The organism is Bacteroides mediterraneensis (assembly GCF_016900355.1).
In the GTDB taxonomy this organism is placed as follows: domain Bacteria; phylum Bacteroidota; class Bacteroidia; order Bacteroidales; family Bacteroidaceae; genus Phocaeicola.
Map to the genome: position 1 here is coordinate 97,657 of NZ_JACJKA010000004.1, position 19,551 is coordinate 117,207.

Here is a 19,551-nt window from a genome sequence, read left to right on the forward strand (position 1 = left end):
ATCAGTTATACTTAAATTAGCAAGCACCGCAACCCATCAAACTCTTGATGAAGAATACCACAGCTACCAGCATGAAGCACAGTACGATAATGGTAGAATAGATGTTAGAGATGCATTTCCAGCGGTTAATCCAGATGGTGTTGTTCCAACCCAGTGTCTGCATAGCGCTCCAGAAACCGTGAGTCAAGTGGAACCACAAGGCAATCAGCCAGATGATGTACAGTACAAAGAACACCGGATTAGAGAATGTCTGCAGGATGTAGCCATAACCGTCGGCTGCATCAAGACCTCCCATCATCGGGTTGCCTACAATTTCAGCAAACTGCATTTTGCTCCAGAAGTTCACGAAGTGAAGAACCAGACCCAAAATTACGATGATACCCAGTACCAGCATGTTCTGAGAAGCCCATTCTACCGTTTTCGGTTTTGATGTCACTGCATAACGTTCGTGACCGCGTGCGGCACGGTTCAGCATCGTCAGCCAGAAAGCGTAGATGATGTGAATTACAAACAGGGCAGCCAGTCCGACAGTAGCTACCAGTGCATACCAGTTAGCGCCGAGGAACTCACAGACCATGTTGTATGCCTCGCCCGAGAACAATGCAACAAGGTTCATCGCCATGTGAAATGTCAGAAACAGGACAAGGGCGATACCTGTGACGCTCATCACCACTTTCCTTCCAATAGATGAATTACTTAACCACATAAATGATTGAATTTAAATTATTTAATTGTTAGAACTATAAATTCGTACCCCACGGTCTAAATTATGATGCAAAATTAGAAGTTTTCTTCAGATAATACAACAGATTATGGAAAAAATTCTGTAATCGGGAGCTGGATTCGGAGGTCTAAAAAAACGCAAGTGCGTTTGAAACAAAACGCCGAAGAGTTTTGATCCAAACGCACTTGCGTTTTAGGGAAAACGTCCTTGCGTTTTACTTGAAACGTACTTGCGTTTCAGGACAAACGCACTTGCGTTTTTCCGGGCCTATCTTTTAGGGAAATTCATGCCGGGCTGGCGCAGCAGTTCCAGTGCCTTTTTCATGCTGTCGCTCAGCGTATTAATCACCTGGAAGTACTCGTTCATGTCCCAGATGTCGCGGGCCAGCAGGGCCTTCAGCTGGGTCTTTATCAGCGGCAGGGCGGTCTGGAACTGGGCTTCGTCATACTTCACGCCCAGCGAAGTACCTTGTGCCACCAGCTCGTCGAGCATCTCCTTGGTCACTTCAAACTCGCGGTTGAAACGGTCGAAGGTCTTGTAACGCTTGAGCCATTCCTGCCGGTGACGGTCGATGAGCTTGATGTTCAGCTGTACCATGGCTCCCTTGTCGCGCAGAGCCAGGTAGTAGTCGGTGTACATCGTGGTATCGATGGGCACAAAATAGTCGGGCATGATGCCTCCACCGCCATACACGGTACGTCCTAACTTCAGGGTCTTGGCCTTGAGCGAATCGGGGAAATGGATGCTGTCGGCACTCATCATCTCGCCGCGGTTGTAGCGGTCAATCAAATCCTGGTTGTATTTTTCGATGCTCTCGTAAGGTTTCTGGATGCAACGGCCCGAAGGAGTGTAGTAGCGGGCTACGGTCAGGCGGATCATGGAACCGTCGGGCAGGTCGATGGGACGCTGCACCAGTCCTTTTCCAAAGGTACGCCGACCGACCACGATACCGCGGTCCCAGTCCTGGATGGCTCCGGTGACAATCTCACTGGCCGAAGCGGAATATTCGTCGACCAGTACCACCAAACGACCTTGCTGGAAATCCCCGTCGCCTTTGGCCTCAAATTCCGACCGCGGGTTGCGGCGGCCTTCGGTGTAGACAATGAGTTCCTTTGCTCCCAATATCTGGTCGCACAGGCTGATGGCCGCATTCAGGTAACCGCCGCCGTTGCCTTGCAAGTCGAGTATCAGGTCTTTCATGCCTTGTTTCTGCAATTTATGCAGGGCATCCGTGAATTCCTTGGCGGTAGTGGCCGCAAAACGGTTCACGCGGATGTAGCCAATCTGTCCTTCCACCATGTAGGAAGCGTCGAGACTGTATACGGGAATCTTGTCGCGCTTGATGGTGAACGGCAGGAGTTCCTTCACCCCGGCACGCAGCACTTTCACCGTCACCGTGGAGCCTTTCGGTCCGCGCAGACGGCGCATCACTTCGTCGGTGTTCATCTTCACGCCGGCAATCACCGTGTCGTTCACTTCAATGATGCGGTCGCCAGCCAGGATACCGACCTTCTCGGAAGGTCCTCCCGATACGGGCTGGATGACAAACAGGGTATCGGTGGCCATGTTGAACTGGATGCCGATACCGTCGAAATTTCCCTGAAGGGGTTCATTGAGGCGTTTCACTTCTTCCGGGTCGGAATAGGTGGAATGCGGGTCGAGCTCTTCGAGCATGCTGACAATGGCGGTTTCCACCAACTTGTCTTCGTCTACTTTATCTACATAAAGATTGGAAATGGCAAACTCCGCCAACTGCAACTTGCGCGAAGGGGAGTCGAGCAGTCTGTTCTGTGCAGGCAGGGCCGTCCAGGCAGCCAGTCCGCAACAGAACGCCAAAACATATTTGCTGATTTTCATGTGCTGAAAGTTTTATTTGTCGTCTATATCCATTCCTTCGGGCAGGAACGCCGACACGTCCTTGCCATACTGCAACAGCTCGCGTACGATGGTGGAGCTGATGGCGGTCAGTTCCGGCTCGGTAAAGAGCAGGATGGTTTCCACACCGGCCAGCTTGCGGTTGATGTCGGCAATGGTTTCTTCGTATTCAAAATCGTGTACGGTACGGATGCCGCGGATAATGAATCCGGCTCCCCGTTCGCGGGCAAAATCCACCGTAAGGTTATCGTAGGCCTCGACGGTGATGCGGGGTTCGTCGGCATAGAGTTTCCGGATCATCTCCACACGCTTCTCGGTGGGGAACCAGGTTTTCTTCTTGTCGTTCACTCCGATGCCGATGACGATTTCGTCCATAAAAGTCAGGGCACGCTTCACCACGGAATAGTGGCCGATGGTAAACGGGTCGAAGGTGCCCGGGAATATTGCTTTTTTCATCACTGATAATTGACAGTCGATACTTATTTAATGATTCATTCTTCTTCCTTGATCAGGTCTTCTTCCACCACCAGGTTGTCGATGATGAAGTTCTGGCGTTCCATGGTATTCTTGCCCATGTAGAACTCCAGCAGTTCCTTCACGGCGTCGGTCTTGCGGAGGGTGACCTGCTCCAGACGCATGTCCTTGCCGATAAAATGGCGGAACTCGTCGGGCGAGATTTCTCCCAGTCCTTTGAATCGGGTGATTTCCGGATTGGGGCTCAGCTTCTCGATGGCGGCCAGACGTTCTTCGTCCGAATAGCAGTAGATGGTTTCGTAAACACCTTTCTTGCGGTTTCGCACGCGAAACAACGGGGTCTGCAAAATATAGACATGACCTTTCTTAATCAGGTCGGGGAAGAACTGCAGGAAGAAAGTAATCATCAGCAGACGGATGTGCATACCGTCCACATCGGCATCGGTGGCCACGATTACCTTATTATACCGGAGTCCGTCGAGTCCGTCTTCGATGTTCAGGGCTGCCTGCAAGAGGTTGAACTCTTCGTTCTCGTAGACCACCTTCTTGGTCAGGCCGAACGAGTTCAACGGCTTACCGCGCAAGCTGAACACGGCCTGGGTGTTGACATCGCGGCTCTTCGTGATGGAACCGCTGGCCGAATCTCCCTCGGTAATGAAGATGGAGCTTTCCAAACGCGGGTCGTCCTCGTCGTCTTTCTTACCGCCCTTCTGGTCATTGAGGTGGATGCGGCAATCGCGCAGCTTGCGGTTGTGCAGGTTGGCTTTCTTGGCACGCTCGCGGGCAATCTTCGTCACGCCGGCAATGGCCTTGCGCTCTTTCTCGGATTCCTGAATTTTTTGCAACAGGATTTCGGCTACATCGGGATGCTTGTGGAGATAGTTGTCTACCTGCTCTTTCACAAAGTCGCCCACAAACTTGTTCACGCTGACACCCGACAGCGGATAGGGATTCCCGTCGGAGTCTTTTTCGGGGGCCATGGTGAGCGAACCGAGCTTGATTTTGGTCTGACTCTCGAAAGTAGGCTCAATCACGTTGATGGCAATGGCAGCCACCAGTCCGTTACGGATGTCCTGGTATTCGAGGTTCTTCCCGTAGAATTCCTTGATGGTGCGGGCAATGTGTTCCTTGAAGGCACTCTGGTGAGTTCCTCCCTGGGTGGTGTGTTGTCCGTTGACAAACGAATAGTATTCTTCGCCATACTGGGCACTGTGGGTAAAGGCTATCTCAATGTCCTCGCCCGTGAGGTGCACGATGGGATACAGTCCCGGGGCCGTCATGTTATCGTTCAGCAAGTCCTCCAGTCCGTTACGGCTCACGATGCGGTGGCCGTTGTAATAAATGGAAAGACCTGTGTTCAGATAGGTATAGTTACGGAGCATGGTCTCGATGAACTCCGGACGGAAGCGATAGTTCAGAAACAGGGTGTCGTCGGGTTCAAAGAAGATATAGGTACCGTTCTCCTCGTCGGTAGCGCAGGTTTCGTCGCTGATCAGTTCTCCACGTTCGAAGACGGCCTTGCGCATCTGTCCGTCGCGGGCACTCCAGGCTACAAAATGCGAACTCAGGGCATTGACCGCCTTGGCACCTACTCCATTCAGTCCCACACTTTTCTTGAAGGCCTTGGTGTCGTACTTACCTCCGGTGTTCAGCATGGAGACGGCATCGACCAGACTTCCCAAAGGGATGCCTCGCCCATAGTCGCGCACGGACACACGCAAGTTGTCTTCCAGCTGAATCTCGATGCGCTTTCCGGCGCCCATCTTGAACTCGTCGATGCTGTTGTCCACCACTTCCTTGAGCAGTACATAGATACCATCTTCGGCCTGTGAACCGTCGCCCAGTCGTCCGATGTACATACCGGGACGAGTGCGCACGTGCTCCATGTCGCTCAGGTGACGAATGTTCTCTTCCGTATAGTTGGCGGAAGAAACGGTGTGTTCGTTAATTTCCTCCATTATATAAATCCCCTTTCTGACATTAAATCATTTTCTTATAAGCCCGACGACGTTTGTGCTGTACCGATTCAAAGGCACTCCACTGTGCCTGCACTTTCTTGTTGAGCTCCAGTTCCGGGTTGCTCTCACCGTACTCAAATCCCATCTGCTGGAAGATAGGTACCAAATCGTAGAACAGCAGGGCATTGACTCCCTTGCTCTGGTATTCGGGCTTCACGCCTACCAGCAACAAATCGAGGATGCGAGGCCGCTTGATGAACAGGGCTTTCAGCAAATAATACCAACCGAAAGGCAGCATCTTGCCCTTGGCTTTCTGCAAGGCAACAGACAACGAAGGCATGGCAATACCCACGGCTACCAGATTGCCTTCTTCGTCTTCTACCAACGACACCATGCGCAAATCGATGAGTGGGAGATACATCTTGACATACTGGTCAATCTGTCCCTGGGTCATCTGTGAATAGCCATACAATGGCGCGTAGGCTTCATTAATCAAATCGAAGATTTTCTGCCCGTAATTTCCTTTTTTGATGTCACCCCGTTTGAGTTTCTTGATTTTCAGTTTGTATTTCTGCAGGATGATTTCAGAGATACGCACAAACTTGTCGGGAAGCTGGTGCGGCACAGTGAGCTTGTATTCCACCCAGTCGGCTTCTTTCTCAAAGCCCAACTGCTCCATGTGTTCGGGATAGTAAGAATAGTTATAAATGGTAGCCATCGTACCCAACTGGTCGTACCCTTCTACCAGCATGCCTTCGGCATCCATATCGGTAAACCCCAGCGGACCCACCATGGCTTCCATTCCTCGTTCCTTTCCCCATTTGGCCACCGCATCGAGCAAGGCTGCCGACACTTCTTCTTCGTCAATGAAGTCAATCCAGCCGAAGCGCACTTCCTTCTTGTGCCAGGTGTCGTTGGCCCGGTGATTGATGATGGCAGCCACACGGCCTACAATCTCATCCCCCCGATAGGCCAGAAAATAATCGGCCTCACAAAACTCAAACGCTGCATTCTTCTTCGGGTTGAAGGTGTTGAGCATGTCATCGTACAAATCGGGGACAGAATAAGGATTATTTTTATAAAGTTCGTAATTGAAACGTATGAACTTCTTCAGTTCTGCTTTCGTCGTAACTTTTTGAATCGAGATAGTCATTGCGGTATAATTTTCTTTCGTTCGCTAAGAGTTTAGAAAAATTAAGGCTGTAAAGATAATGCTTTTTCTCCGAAAATGCGGTCTATTTACTGATTTTCACACTTTAAGCCCGGACGGGAAAAAACCGAGACGGCTCTCTGTGGCCTATTGTGGGGATGCATTTTAACGATTCTTTTCATTTGTTTCCAGATTGCCAAGCCTCCAAAACCGATAAGTCACTATCCTACAACAAAATACGTCACTTTTCCCTCACGAGAATCGAAAATTTATTCACCGCCCGACGAGTGGACGTGAATTTTACATTCTCACAAACTCATTTCCACCAGTCGGCGGGTAATGACAAGACCATGGCGATGACCTCCCCATAGTTTTTCTGCCCGGACGGAATCTGATTGCCCTTCAGGTACCATTCGTAAATCTGCTCCTGTATCCGTCCGACCCACGGACTGTATCTTTCTTCCCAATACGCCTGCTTCTCCCGAAGAGTCTGAATGACCTCCGGACGGATGGACTGGAGCAGCTGACGGTAAGCATCGTCATCCAGCAAACCGGCCGCATTGGAAAGTACATAAGGGAGCAATCCGAAGTAACCGGCATAACGGACAGCCGGCGACTGGGAACGGATGCAAATCTGATAGGCCCAGAAATTGGCTTCGGCCTCACTGCTTACTCCCAACAGGTGGGCATATTCATGCGCATAGGTAAAAGGCCATTGCAAAGGAGGCAACTCACGGTTCAACTGCGATTCGGCAAAGAAAGGTCCCATGTAGCCCAAGACTCCCACACCGGAATAGAGGGCGTTGAAAGCTACCGGCTTGGGATGCTGGTAGCTGCGAGGAGACGACAAACCGAAACGGGAGGGTACCTGCGCATAGAGTTGTTTCACTTCCTGCTCGATTTCATCGTGGGCGGGAAGCGACAGGGTGGTATAGGCCGCATTCAGGCTGTCGGTATAAGTAGTCAGGAAACGATGGAAATCTTCTTCCACATAGGCCACCGGTTCGATGGCCGACCGATTGAAAAAGTCTTTCCGGAAATAATTGATGCCCCACCCCCAATAGAACCAAAGATAGACGACCACGAGGACTTCGGCTTCGGCACGCAACGTCCACTTCCAGCCTTTTTTCTTCCTGCGTGCCCAAAACGGCAGCCCGATGAAAAGGGCACAAAAAGCGATGACCAGCCATTCTTCCACCGAAAATGGAATCCATGCCACCAGGGCAGACAGCACGGTGGAACACACGGGATAGACGTAACGGGCATACGCCTCTCCCGCCGCCGGCCAATAACGGCAGAGAATTACCAGCACCAGCAAAAAGGCTTCTATGCCCCAACGGACAAAACGTAACGGAAAACTTTTCATACACACAAAGTTATATGTTTTCAAAGAAGGTGAAGGTAGTGACGAAGAAAATATATACTTTTGTAACACAGATTAATCATGAATTATACTTAGACAGAAAATGGCATTAAACTACATCTGGATTGCATTCTTTCTGCTGGCCTTCGGGGTGGCCCTTGTGAAACTGGTGTGCTTTGGCGACACGACGGTTTTTCCAACCATCATCAACTCTACTTTCGACTCGTCGAAGACGGCTTTCGAGATTTCTTTGGGACTGACCGGTGTACTTTCGCTTTGGCTCGGCATCATGAAGATTGGTGAGAAGGGAGGCGTGATCCAGCTCTTTGCCCGGCTGCTCAGTCCGCTGTTTTCAAAACTGTTTCCGGACATCCCGAAAGGACATCCGGTGACGGGTAGTATTTTCATGAACTTAGCGGCCAACATGCTGGGGCTGGACAACGCAGCCACTCCGCTCGGACTGAAAGCCATGGAAGGACTGCAAGAACTGAACCCGAAAAAAGACACGGCGAGCAACCCGATGATTATGTTTTTAGTGCTGAACACTTCGGGGCTGACCTTGATTCCTATCAGCATCATGGTGTATCGGGCGCAGTTAGGAGCGGCCCAACCCACCGATGTGTTTGTACCCATCCTGTTGGCTACGTTCTTTTCAACCTTGGCCGGCATTCTTGCAGTCAGCCTGTACCAACGCATCAACTTGCTGAACCGTACCATCCTCCTGTTCTTGGGAGGAGCCAGCCTTTTCATCGCGGGCATCATCTATTTCTTCCACCTGCTTACCCGGCAGCAGATTGACCTGTACTCTACCACCTTTGCCAATGTCTTCCTGTTTCTGATTATCATCGGTTTCATCGTGGCCGGCGTACGGAAAAAGGTCAATGTGTACGATGCCTTTGTGGAAGGGGCCAAAGAGGGTTTCTCCACTGCCGTACGAATCATCCCGTATCTGGTGGCCATCTTAGTTGCCATCGGAGTGTTCCGGGCTTCGGGTGCCATGGATTTTCTGATACAAGGTATCGCCACCTTGGTGAGAGGCTGCGGACTGGACGACCAGTTTGTGGGGGCATTACCTACCGCCCTGATGAAACCGTTGAGCGGAAGCGGGGCCCGTGGACTGATGGTGGATGCCATGACGACCTACGGGGCTGATTCTTTCGTGGGACGGCTGGCCTGCATTTTCCAAGGTTCCACCGATACCACGTTCTACATCTTGGCAGTCTACTTTGGCAGTGTGAGCGTAACGCGCACCCGGCACGCCGTGCCTTGCGGACTGATTGCCGACTTTGCCGGTATTCTGGCTGCCATCTTTATCGGATATTTATTTTTCAATTAACATACCATTATGATCACTTATCAAACGGAAGGCGTGGAAATGCCCGCCATCAAGCAGCGTGAAACCACCGCATGGATCAAAGCCGTAGCAGAAACCTACGGAAAAAGAGTGGGCGACATTGCCTATATTTTCTGCTCGGACGAGAAGATTCTGGAAGTGAACCGCCAGTACCTGCAGCACGATTATTACACGGATATCATCACCTTCGACTACTGCGAAGGGAAACGGCTGTCGGGCGACCTGTTCATCAGCCTGGACACCGTACGCACCAATGCCGTGCAGTTTGAAGCGCCGTATGAGACGGAACTTTTCCGGGTTATCATCCACGGTGTACTGCACTTGTGCGGCATCAACGACAAGGGTCCCGGCGAACGCGAAATCATGGAGGCCGCCGAAAACAAGGCCCTGGAAATGCGGAAAGATTTCATGTAATTCGTATTTTTGCAAAAGAAATAAAAACATAAAAACGAATGGATTTCAAGTATGATGTAATCGTAATCGGAGCCGGTCATGCCGGATGCGAGGCCGCAGCGGCCGCCGCCAACTTGGGTTCAAAGACCTGCCTGATTACCATGGACATGAACAAAATCGGACAGATGAGCTGCAACCCGGCCGTCGGAGGTATTGCCAAGGGACAAATCGTGAGAGAGATTGATGCCTTAGGCGGATACATGGGACTCGTGACCGACAAGACGGCTATCCAGTTCCGCATGCTGAACCGTTCCAAGGGTCCGGCCATGTGGAGCCCGCGTGCGCAATGCGACCGTGGCAAGTTTATCTGGGCCTGGAGAGAGGTGCTCGAGAATCTGCCGAACCTGCATATCTGGCAGGACACCGTAGAGGAACTGCTGGTAGAAAACGGAGAAGTGACGGGACTGGTGACTTGCTGGGGCGTGACGTTCCATGCCAAATGTATCGTACTCACCGCGGGTACGTTCTTGAACGGACTGATGCACATCGGCCACAAGATGCTGCCCGGCGGACGCTGTGCGGAACCGGCATCGTATCATCTCACCGAATCCATCACCCGCCACGGCATTACGGCCGGGCGAATGAAGACGGGTACACCGGTCCGCATCGACGGCAAGAGCGTTCACTTCGACTTGATGGACACCCAGGACGGAGAAAATGATTTCCACCGTTTCTCGTTCATCAGCGAGCCGCGTCACCTGAAGCAACTGCAATGCTGGACGTGCTTCACCAACGAGGAAGTGCATGCCACCTTGCGGAAAGGACTGGCCGACTCTCCCCTTTTCAACGGACAAATCAAGAGCATCGGACCACGTTACTGCCCGAGCATCGAGACCAAAATCGTGACCTTCCCCGACAAACCGCAACACCAGCTTTTCCTGGAACCGGAAGGGGAAACGACCCGCGAACTTTACCTGAATGGATTCTCTTCTTCGCTGCCGATGGAGATTCAGTTAGAGGCTTTGAAGAAGATTCCGTGCTTCAAAGATCTGGTAGTATACCGTCCGGGATATGCCATCGAATACGACTATTTCGACCCGACCCAGCTGAAGCATACACTGGAATCGAAGGTGGTGAAGAACCTGTTCTTTGCCGGACAGGTGAACGGTACGACCGGATACGAAGAAGCCGGCGGACAAGGAATCATTGCCGGTATCAACGCCCACCTGAACTGCCATGGCGGAGAGCCTTTCGTATTAGGACGTGATGAAGCGTACATCGGCGTATTAATTGACGACTTGGTAACGAAGGGTGTGGACGAGCCGTACCGTATGTTTACCTCAAGAGCCGAATACCGTATCCTGCTTCGTCAGGACGATGCCGACATGCGACTGACAGAACGTGCTTATCAATTAGGATTGGTAAAAGAAGACCGGTATGCCATCTTCCAAAAGAAGCGGGAAGCCATCGACCATCTGGTAGACTTCGTGAACAACTTCTCGGTAAAGGCCGACAAGATTAATGACGCGCTGGAAAGCCTGGGCACGGCCCGACTTACTCATGGATGCAAGCTGGTGGATTTAATCAGTCGCCCACAGATTACCATCGAAAACATTGCGCCACACATCGCCGCGTTCCAGGCCGAGCTGGACAAGATTGAAGACCGGAAAGAAGAGATTATAGAGGCCGCCGAAATCCGTATCAAGTACAAAGGCTACATTGACAGGGAGCGAACCATTGCCGACAAGATTCACCGGTTGGAGACCATCCGCATCAAGGGCCGGTTCGACTACGCCAACCTCCAATCCCTGTCGACCGAAGCACGCCAGAAGCTCGTGAAGATAGACCCAGAGACCCTGGCACAAGCCAGCCGTATCCCAGGCGTTTCGCCCAGCGACATCAACGTGCTGCTCGTGCTGTTAGGGCGTTAAACGAGCGATGTTTCACGTGAAACAATTTATTTAAAGATTACATATAAAACACTGGATATGAACAAAGAAACATTAAAGAAAAACCTCCGAGAAATTCCTGATTTTCCCAAGCCAGGCATCTTGTTCTACGATGTCACTACCCTCTTCAAAAATTCGGAATGTTTGCAGGGCATGATAGACGAACTTTACGAGATGTACAAGGACAAAGGCATCACCAAAGTAGTGGGAATCGAATCGAGAGGATTTATCTTAGGAGGGGCTCTGGCAGCCCGTTTAGGAGCAGGCTTCATCATGGCCCGCAAGCCGGGTAAACTGCCGGCTGAAGTGATTGAAGAAACCTATGCAAAGGAATACGGCACCGATACCATCCAGATTCATAAAGATGCCATCAGCCCTGACGACGTGGTGCTGTTGCACGACGACCTGTTAGCAACGGGAGGCACCATGGCAGCCGCTCACCGACTGGTGAAACGATGCGGAGTGAAGCAAGCATACGTCAACTTTGTCATCGAACTGGAAGGACTGAACGGCCGGAAAGCATTCGACGAAAACGTAGAAGTCACTACCCTGCTGAAGCTGTAAAAATCGCTTCGGCGTAATACAAAAAAATCCAAGCAGCCTTCTTTGCGAGGAGCGGAAAGCCCCTGCAGGGAAGGCTGCTTTTCAACCCTAAAAAGCAACCATGGAAGAGGTAGAAAAGAAAGAAAATACCCGCGAATACCTGAAGGGAATTGTGCTGAACCTGCCGGACGGTCCGGGCATTTACCAATACTTGAACAAGGAGGGAGTCATCATTTATGTAGGGAAAGCCAAGAACCTGAAACGGAGGGTGTACTCTTATTTTTCCAAGGACCACCAGTCGGCCAAGACGCGGATGCTGGTGTCGAAGATTGCGGACATCCGCTACATCGTAGTCAACACGGAAGAGGATGCCCTGCTGCTGGAGAACAACCTCATCAAGAAATACAAGCCGCGCTATAATGTGCTGTTGAAAGACGACAAGACCTACCCTTCCATCTGCGTCAGCAACGAGTATTTTCCGCGTATCTACAAGACCCGGAAAATCATTCGCGACGGGTCTACCTACTACGGTCCTTACAGCCATATTCCTTCAATGGTAGCCATCCTGGAACTGATCAAGAAGTTATATCCGCTACGCACCTGCCACCTCGCCCTGACGCCTGAAAACATCGCACAGGGGAAGTTCAAGGTATGTCTGGAATACCACATCAAGAACTGCCTGGGTCCCTGCATCGGCCAGCAGTCGCACGAGGAATACATGCAACACATCGCACAGGCAAAAGAATTGTTGAAGGGAAACACACAGGCCGTAAGCAACGCCCTAATGGAAGAGATGAAGCGACTGGCCGGCGAAATGCGGTTTGAGGAAGCACAGAAAATCAAAGAGCAATACCTGCTTATTGAAAGCTACCGAGCCAAGAGCGAAGTGGTCAGTGCGACCCTGCACCAGATTGATGTGTTCTCAATAGAAACGGATGAAAACACGGCTTACATCAATTACCTGCACATCACCAACGGATGCATCAACCAAGCCTTCACCTTTGAATACAAACTGCGAATGAACGAAAGCAAAGAAGAGCTGCTTTCGCTCGGTATCGTGGAAATGAGGGAGCGTTACAAGAGTACCTCCAAGGAAATTATCGTACCGTTCGAGCTGGATATGGAAATGAACGGGGTAACATTCACCGTACCCCAGCGAGGCGAAAAGAAACACCTGCTCGATCTTTCGTTGATGAATGTGAAGCAATATAAGGTAGACCGGTTGAAACAGGCAGAAAAGCTGAATCCAGAACAACGGAGTGTACGCTTGATGAAGGAAATCCAGGCACAGCTCCACCTGGAGAAAATGCCCAACCACATCGAATGTTTCGATAACTCTAACATCCAAGGTTCGGATGCTGTGGCGGCCTGCGTGGTGTTCAAAAAGGCCAAGCCCAGCAAAAAGGATTACCGCAAATACCTTATCAAAACCGTGGTGGGTCCCGACGATTATGCCTCCATGCAGGAGGTGGTGCGACGCCGCTATTCCCGCATTCTGGAAGAACAAGGCGAACTGCCCGACCTGATTCTGACCGACGGTGGAAAGGGACAAATGGAAGTCGTACGAGAAGTCATAGAAGATGAACTGCACCTGCAAATTCCCATTGTGGGACTGGCCAAGAACAACCGGCATCGGACCTCTGAGATTCTATATGGATTTCCACCACAGACGCTCGGCATCAAACAAGGTACTCCCCTGTTCCACTTATTGGAAAACATACAGGACGAGGTACACCGTTTTGCCATCACATTCCATCGCGACAAGCGAAGCAAGAGTCAGATAGCTTCGGCACTCGACACCATCAAAAGCATCGGAGAGAAACGGAAAACCGCCCTGCTGAAGAAATTCAAAAGCGTGGCCCGCATCCGCCAGGCAACCTTGGAGGAAATTGCAGAGGTCGTCGGAGAAAGCGCGGCGAAAAGCGTCAAGGAATCGCTGTCGGAATCCAAATAAAATGCGTATTTTTGTAGAAAGAAAACGAATATCATGAGAGTAGTTATACAACGTGTGACGCGTGCCTCCGTGACCATCAACGGGACATGCAAATCGGCCATAAAAGAGGGCTTCATGGTACTGGTCGGCATTGAGGAAGCCGACACCCAGGAAGATGCCGACTGGCTCTGCAAGAAGATTGTCAACCTGCGCGTGTTTGACGATGAAAACGGAGTGATGAACAAATCGATTCTGGATGTGCAAGGGGAAATTCTGGTCATCAGCCAGTTTACCTTGATGGCTTCGACCAAGAAAGGAAACCGTCCTTCCTACATCCGGGCGGCAGGACATGAAACAGCGATTCCTCTTTACAATTACTTCTGTAACGAACTGAGCATCGCCCTCGGAAAAGAGGTAGGAACCGGTGAATTCGGAGCCGACATGAAAGTAGAACTGATCAATAACGGACCGGTAACCATCTGCATGGATACCAAAAACAAAGAATAACTATGACACTGGAAGAAGCACAGAAAACGGTAGATACGTGGATCAAGACGTATGGAGTGAGATACTTCAGTGAACTGACCAACATGGCCGTGCTCACCGAAGAAGTGGGAGAACTGGCCCGCATCATGGCACGGACCTACGGCGACCAGTCGTTCAAGACCGGAGAAAAGACGGACTTAGGCGATGAAATGGCGGATGTGCTCTGGGTTCTACTCTGCCTGGCCAACCAGACGGGAGTGGACCTGACCGAGGCTTTCCGCAAGAATCTGGAGAAAAAGACAAACCGTGACAAAGACAGACATAAAAACAACCCTAAACTATAATAAGAGTATGGAACATTATCGCGAACATGGGGACGGATATGGATACAACCCCGAGGACGAAAGAGAAAACCCGAACCAGACCAGCAAGTATGACGAAGCATTGCACAAGTACAATACGAAGCTGAATGACGATGAAATCGCTGAAAAGACAGCAAAGCTCATCGAAAAGCATCTGGAAGAAAACAACACCCTGGAGGTAAAGAAATTCCTTTTCAACTGCATCGACCTGACCACGCTGAAATGCACGGACAGTGAAACGAGCGTGATGAAGTTTACCGAAAAAGTGAATGAATTTGTAGACCGCTATCCGGACCTGAAGAACGTGGCCGCCATCTGCGTCTACCCCAACATGGCCGAGATTGTCAATGATACTCTGGAAGCAGATGATGTCAAGATTGCCTGCGTATCGGGAGGATTCCCTTCCTCACAGACGTTCATCGAAGTAAAGGTAGCTGAAACCGCCATGGCACTGCATGCCGGCGCCGATGAAATCGATATCGTGATTTCAGTGGGCAAATTCTTGAGCGGAGACTACGAAGGCATGTGCGATGAAATCGAAGAACTGAAAGAAGTGTGCGGTGACAAACACCTGAAGGTAATCCTGGAAACAGGTGCCTTGGGCAGTGCGTCGAACATCAAGAAAGCTTCCATCCTTTCCATGTATTGCGGAGCAGACTTCATCAAGACTTCTACTGGAAAAGAAAAACCGGCAGCCACTCCGGAAGCGGCTTATGTGATGTGCCAAGCCATCAAGGAATACTTCCTGGAAACAGGCCGGAAAGTAGGCTTCAAACCGGCAGGCGGCATCAACTCCGTACACGATGCGTTGGTTTATTATACCATTGTGAAAGAACTGTTGGGTGAAGAATGGCTGACCAACGAACGATTCCGTTTGGGCACCAGCCGTCTGGCCAATCTCCTGCTTTCAGAGATTGTAGGCAGTGAAACCAAGTTCTTCTAAAGGACACATAAAAAAACAGGAAATGCCCCTTTCTATCGCGGGAAAACCGCAGCAGAAAGGGGCATTTATTATGATTGGTAGTATGAACTACTTATTTCGCTCGATGACGTAATCAATATAAGCAGTGAGTGAAGTACGAATCGCCTCATCGGTAGAAGCCGGCAGAAGTGAAAGAGCCTTCTCGCGGAACTCATACATTTTCTGCGTAGCATACTCAATGCCTCCCTCCTTCTTCACCGTCTCCACAAACTGGGCAATCTCTTCTTTCGATGCATGCAAAGCGCGTATCTGCAACGCCAGTTCCTTCAAGGAAGCATCGTGCAGCTTGTTCAACACATACAACGCCGGCAACGTCAGCTTACCTTCCAGCATGTCGTTACCTGTCGGCTTACCTAACTCAGGACTTTCAAAATAATCGAAGATATCATCTTTTATCTGAAAAGCGATTCCTATCATTTCACCAAAAAGTGCCGCTTTCATCGACTCTTCTGAAGAGGCTCCTACAGATACCGCCCCACTTTGCGCACTGGCCTTGAACAAGGCGGCTGTTTTCTTCCGTATAATATCAAAGTAGGTGTCTTCCGCAAAATCTTCCTTGCCGGTGTTTCCCAACTGAAGAATCTCCCCTTCCGAAAGCTCTTGTCCCAGACAAGCCACCAGTTCCACCAACTCTACCTTACCGGTATGAGCCGCATGCTTCAGACTTGTAGCCAGCATGTAATCGCCCACCAGCACAGATACTTTATTATTATAGATTGCATTGACTGAGGACTGTCCACGGCGTTTGTCACTTTCGTCTACCACGTCATCGTGAATCAGACTGGCCGTATGAAGCAACTCGAGCGACAAGGCCGCATGAAAGGTAGAATCGTTTAATGTACCGAACAACTTCGCCATCAGCATCACCAGTATCGGACGCATCATCTTTCCACTCCGTTTCTTTACGTACGACAGCACTTCTCCCAGTAAAGGGTCTGTACTGGTCAAAGAACTCTCAAAAAGCGTTCTGAATTCTTCCAATTCCTTTTCTACAGGCTGCTTTATTAACTCAATTTTGTTCATGTACATTCATTTAAGCCCACAAAAGTAATAATAAAAGACCGAATACCGTATTTTTTTGTACTTTTACATGAAAAATCTTAATATTTTTACACGAATGGAGAAACTATTTCTATTAGACGCTTATGCACTGATTTACCGTGCCTACTACGCCTTTATCAAGAATCCCCGTATCAATTCCAAAGGGCTGAATACCTCGGCCATCCTGGGATTTGTCAACACACTGGAAGAGGTCTTGCGAAAAGAAAACCCGACACACATCGGTATTGCTTTCGACCCTGCGGGACCTACGTTTCGCCACGAAGCTTATGAAGCCTACAAAGCTCAGCGGGAAGAAACGCCGGAAGCCATCCGGCAGTCTGTCCCTATCATCAAAGATATTATCCGTGCCTACAATATTCCTATTCTGGAGGTGCAAGGCTATGAAGCCGACGACGTAATCGGCACACTGGCTACCGAAGCCGGAAAGAAAGGTATCCCCACTTACATGATGACCCCCGACAAAGATTATGGTCAGCTGGTGAGCGACTGTGTATTTATGTACCGTCCGAAATACGGCGACAAAGATTTCGAGGTCATGGGAGTCAAGGAAGTCAAAGCTAAATTCGACATCGAGTCTCCCCTACAGGTCATCGACATGCTGGGGCTGATGGGAGATACAGCCGACAACATTCCCGGCTGTCCCGGCGTAGGAGAAAAAACCGCCCAGAAACTGATTGCGCAATTCGGGAGCATCGAGAACCTGTTAGCGCATACTGACGAACTGAAAGGAGCTCTTAAAAAGAAGGTAGAAGAAAACAAGGAACAGATTACGTTCTCCAAATTCCTGGCAACCATCAAAACGGATGTGCCCATTGCCCTCGACATGGAAGCACTAAAAAGGGAAGCCCCCAACGAAGAAGAGTTACGCCGTTTATTCGAAATGCTGGAATTCCGGACCCTGATTGACCGGGTACTCAAAACCGAACAGAAGGCTCCTTCTTCCTCCGCCGCTCAACCCGATCTCTTTGGCTTATTTGCGCAGGAAGATACGGGCGATGCCAAAAATTCAACTCTCACGAGGTTAGAATCTCTCTCCTACGACTACCAACTGATTGACAATCAAAAAGAAATGGAGATTTTAGCCCAAAAATTACTTGCTCAAGATTTTTTCAGTTTAGACACGGAAACCACAGGAGTAGACCCTATCACCGCCGAACTGGTGGGAATGAGCTTCAGTTTTGCCGAAAATCAGGCTTTTTATGTACCTGTACCGTCCAATCGTGAAGAAGCTCTTAAAATTGTGAATATATTTAAACCCGCCTTTGAAAATCCCCATTCGCTCAAAATCGGGCAGAACATCAAGTATGACCTGAATGTGCTGGCACATTACGGAGTAACCCTGCAAGGAAAGATGTTCGACACCATGATTGCCCATTATGTACTGCAGCCTGAACTGCGCCACGGCATGGACTACCTGGCAGAAGTGTACTTGCACTACGAAACCATCAAGATTGAAGAACTCATCGGTCCGAAAGGAAAGAAACAGGGCAACATGCGAGACCTGCCTCCGGTGGATGTCTACAAATACGCTTGTGAGGATGCCGATGTCACCCTCAAGTTGAAACACGTACTTGAGAAGGAACTGGTGGAAAACGGAGTCGAGAAATTGTTTGAGGAAATTGAAATGCCCCTTATGCCGGTACTGGCCTACATGGAACGTACAGGAGTCCGTATCGATCCGGAAGCCTTGAAAGAGACTTCCCGTCATTTTACAGCCCGCATGAACCAAATCGAGAAAGAGGTATATCAACTGGCCGGAATGGAATTCAATATCGCTTCTCCCAAACAAGTTGGTGAGGTGCTCTTCGACCGCTTGAAGATTGTGGAAAAAGCCAAGAAAACCAAAACAGGGCAATACGTCACTTCGGAAGAAGTACTGGAAAGCCTGAAAGGCAAGCACGAGATTGTTGAAAAAATCTTAGAACACCGAGGCCTGAAAAAGTTGTTAGGCACTTACATTGATGCCCTCCCCCAACTGATCAATCCGGCAACGGGACGTATTCACACCTCTTTCAACCAGACGGTCACAGCCACCGGACGATTGAGTTCCAGCAATCCGAACTTACAGAACATTCCTATTCGCAACGAGGACGGAAAAGAAATCCGCAAAGCCTTTATCCCCGATGAAGGATGTGAATTTTTCTCGGCCGACTATTCTCAGATTGAATTACGCATCATGGCTCACCTGAGTGGTGACCCTCACATGATAGAAGCTTTCCAGAAAGGACAGGACATTCATGCAGCCACCGCAGCTAAAATATATAAGGTAAAACTGGAGGACGTGACCCGCGAACAACGCAGCAAGGCCAAAACCGCCAATTTCGGCATTATTTACGGTATTTCAGTCTTTGGATTGGCCGAACGCCTGAACGTCGACCGGAAAGAAGCCAAGGAACTGATTGACGGTTACTTTGAGAACTATCCAAAAGTGAAGGCTTACATGGATGAAAGTATCCGTCAGGCACGAGAGAAAGGTTACATCGAAACCATCTTCAAGCGCAAACGCTATCTGCCCGACATCAACTCCAAAAATGCGGTAGTCAGAGGCTATGCTGAACGAAATGCAATCAACGCCCCGATTCAAGGGAGTGCAGCTGATATTATTAAGGTAGCCATGATCCGAATTTACCGCCGCTTCCAAGAAGAAGGTATCCGTTCAAAGATGATTCTCCAAGTACACGACGAACTCAATTTCAGCGTCTTGCCTGAAGAAAAAGAAAAAGTACAGCAAATTGTGATATCCGAAATGGAAGCAGCTTACAAAATGAAAGCTCCACTGCGTGCAGACTATGGTTGGGGACAAAATTGGCTGGAAGCACACTAACCCATTCAATTTGTTAACAAATGCTTAATTCGTGACATTTTGCTAATTTATCGCATTTTTTCGCGGTAAACCATACAACATATCAAAGCTTTTACTACATTTGCACTGTCAAAAGGAAC

16 protein-coding genes are annotated in these 19,551 nt (G+C 49.8%); 9 read left to right on the forward strand and 7 right to left on the reverse strand.

Annotated features, from left to right (window positions below):
• Positions 1-16: 16 nt before the first annotated feature.
• The 6 genes from H6A28_RS04190 to H6A28_RS04215 form a co-directional block, all read right to left on the reverse strand.
• Entirely contained in the window at positions 17-706 is a 690-nt protein-coding gene (locus H6A28_RS04190) for a succinate dehydrogenase/fumarate reductase cytochrome b subunit (RefSeq protein WP_204479018.1), read from the reverse strand.
• Positions 707-991: 285 nt separating this feature from the next.
• A complete protein-coding gene (locus tag H6A28_RS04195; RefSeq protein WP_204479019.1) occupies positions 992-2,581 on the reverse strand; it encodes a S41 family peptidase in 1,590 nt (529 codons plus the stop codon).
• A 12-nt stretch (positions 2,582-2,593) separates the two neighbouring features.
• Positions 2,594-3,055 carry a pantetheine-phosphate adenylyltransferase gene (gene coaD / locus H6A28_RS04200; RefSeq protein WP_204475510.1) on the reverse strand — a complete coding sequence of 154 codons (462 nt, stop codon included), beginning with the start codon at positions 3,053-3,055 and terminating at the stop codon, positions 2,594-2,596.
• Positions 3,056-3,090: 35 nt separating this feature from the next.
• Positions 3,091-5,031 (reverse strand): DNA topoisomerase IV subunit B, encoded by a 1,941-nt coding sequence (locus H6A28_RS04205; RefSeq protein WP_204475511.1) that lies wholly within the window; start codon positions 5,029-5,031, stop codon positions 3,091-3,093.
• Positions 5,032-5,053: 22 nt separating this feature from the next.
• Positions 5,054-6,184, reverse strand: coding sequence for an N-acetyltransferase (locus H6A28_RS04210; RefSeq protein WP_204479021.1), 1,131 nt, complete (start codon positions 6,182-6,184; stop codon positions 5,054-5,056).
• Positions 6,185-6,497: 313 nt separating this feature from the next.
• Positions 6,498-7,547 (reverse strand): DUF3810 domain-containing protein, encoded by a 1,050-nt coding sequence (locus H6A28_RS04215; protein ID WP_204479023.1) that lies wholly within the window; start codon positions 7,545-7,547, stop codon positions 6,498-6,500.
• Between the two features lie 100 nt (positions 7,548-7,647).
• Between H6A28_RS04215 and H6A28_RS04220 the strand changes: the two genes are divergently transcribed.
• The 8 genes from H6A28_RS04220 to deoC all read left to right on the forward strand — a co-directional run bounded on the left by H6A28_RS04220 (position 7,648) and on the right by deoC (position 15,507).
• Positions 7,648-8,880 (forward strand): nucleoside recognition domain-containing protein, encoded by a 1,233-nt coding sequence (locus tag H6A28_RS04220; RefSeq protein ID WP_204479024.1) that lies wholly within the window; start codon positions 7,648-7,650, stop codon positions 8,878-8,880.
• A 6-nt stretch (positions 8,881-8,886) separates the two neighbouring features.
• Positions 8,887-9,312 carry an rRNA maturation RNase YbeY gene (ybeY, locus tag H6A28_RS04225; RefSeq protein WP_204475559.1) on the forward strand — a complete coding sequence of 142 codons (426 nt, stop codon included), beginning with the start codon at positions 8,887-8,889 and terminating at the stop codon, positions 9,310-9,312.
• A gap of 38 nt (positions 9,313-9,350) precedes the next feature.
• On the forward strand, positions 9,351-11,222 hold the full coding sequence (mnmG, locus tag H6A28_RS04230) for a tRNA uridine-5-carboxymethylaminomethyl(34) synthesis enzyme MnmG (RefSeq protein ID WP_204475515.1): 1,872 nt from the start codon (positions 9,351-9,353) through the stop codon (positions 11,220-11,222).
• 57 nt (positions 11,223-11,279) lie between these two features.
• A complete protein-coding gene (locus H6A28_RS04235; RefSeq protein ID WP_204475516.1) occupies positions 11,280-11,804 on the forward strand; it encodes an adenine phosphoribosyltransferase in 525 nt (174 codons plus the stop codon).
• 100 nt (positions 11,805-11,904) lie between these two features.
• The gene (gene uvrC, locus H6A28_RS04240) at positions 11,905-13,737 is read left to right on the forward strand and encodes an excinuclease ABC subunit UvrC (protein WP_204479026.1); all 1,833 of its coding nucleotides are present in this window, start codon (positions 11,905-11,907) and stop codon (positions 13,735-13,737) included.
• Positions 13,738-13,770: 33 nt separating this feature from the next.
• A complete protein-coding gene (gene dtd, locus H6A28_RS04245; RefSeq protein WP_204475518.1) occupies positions 13,771-14,223 on the forward strand; it encodes a D-aminoacyl-tRNA deacylase in 453 nt (150 codons plus the stop codon).
• A gap of 2 nt (positions 14,224-14,225) precedes the next feature.
• Positions 14,226-14,546 (forward strand): nucleotide pyrophosphohydrolase, encoded by a 321-nt coding sequence (locus H6A28_RS04250; protein WP_204475519.1) that lies wholly within the window; start codon positions 14,226-14,228, stop codon positions 14,544-14,546.
• A 7-nt stretch (positions 14,547-14,553) separates the two neighbouring features.
• Positions 14,554-15,507, forward strand: a complete 954-nt coding sequence (gene deoC / locus H6A28_RS04255; protein ID WP_204475520.1) for a deoxyribose-phosphate aldolase — start codon at positions 14,554-14,556, stop codon at positions 15,505-15,507.
• An 87-nt stretch (positions 15,508-15,594) separates the two neighbouring features.
• Here the strand turns inward: deoC and H6A28_RS04260 are convergent, their stop codons facing one another.
• Entirely contained in the window at positions 15,595-16,569 is a 975-nt protein-coding gene (locus tag H6A28_RS04260; RefSeq protein WP_204479028.1) for a polyprenyl synthetase family protein, read from the reverse strand.
• A 94-nt stretch (positions 16,570-16,663) separates the two neighbouring features.
• Here H6A28_RS04260 and polA point away from each other — a divergent pair, with 94 nt between their 5' ends.
• Entirely contained in the window at positions 16,664-19,432 is a 2,769-nt protein-coding gene (polA, locus tag H6A28_RS04265) for a DNA polymerase I (RefSeq protein WP_204475522.1), read from the forward strand.
• The last annotated feature ends 119 nt before the right edge of the window (positions 19,433-19,551 follow it).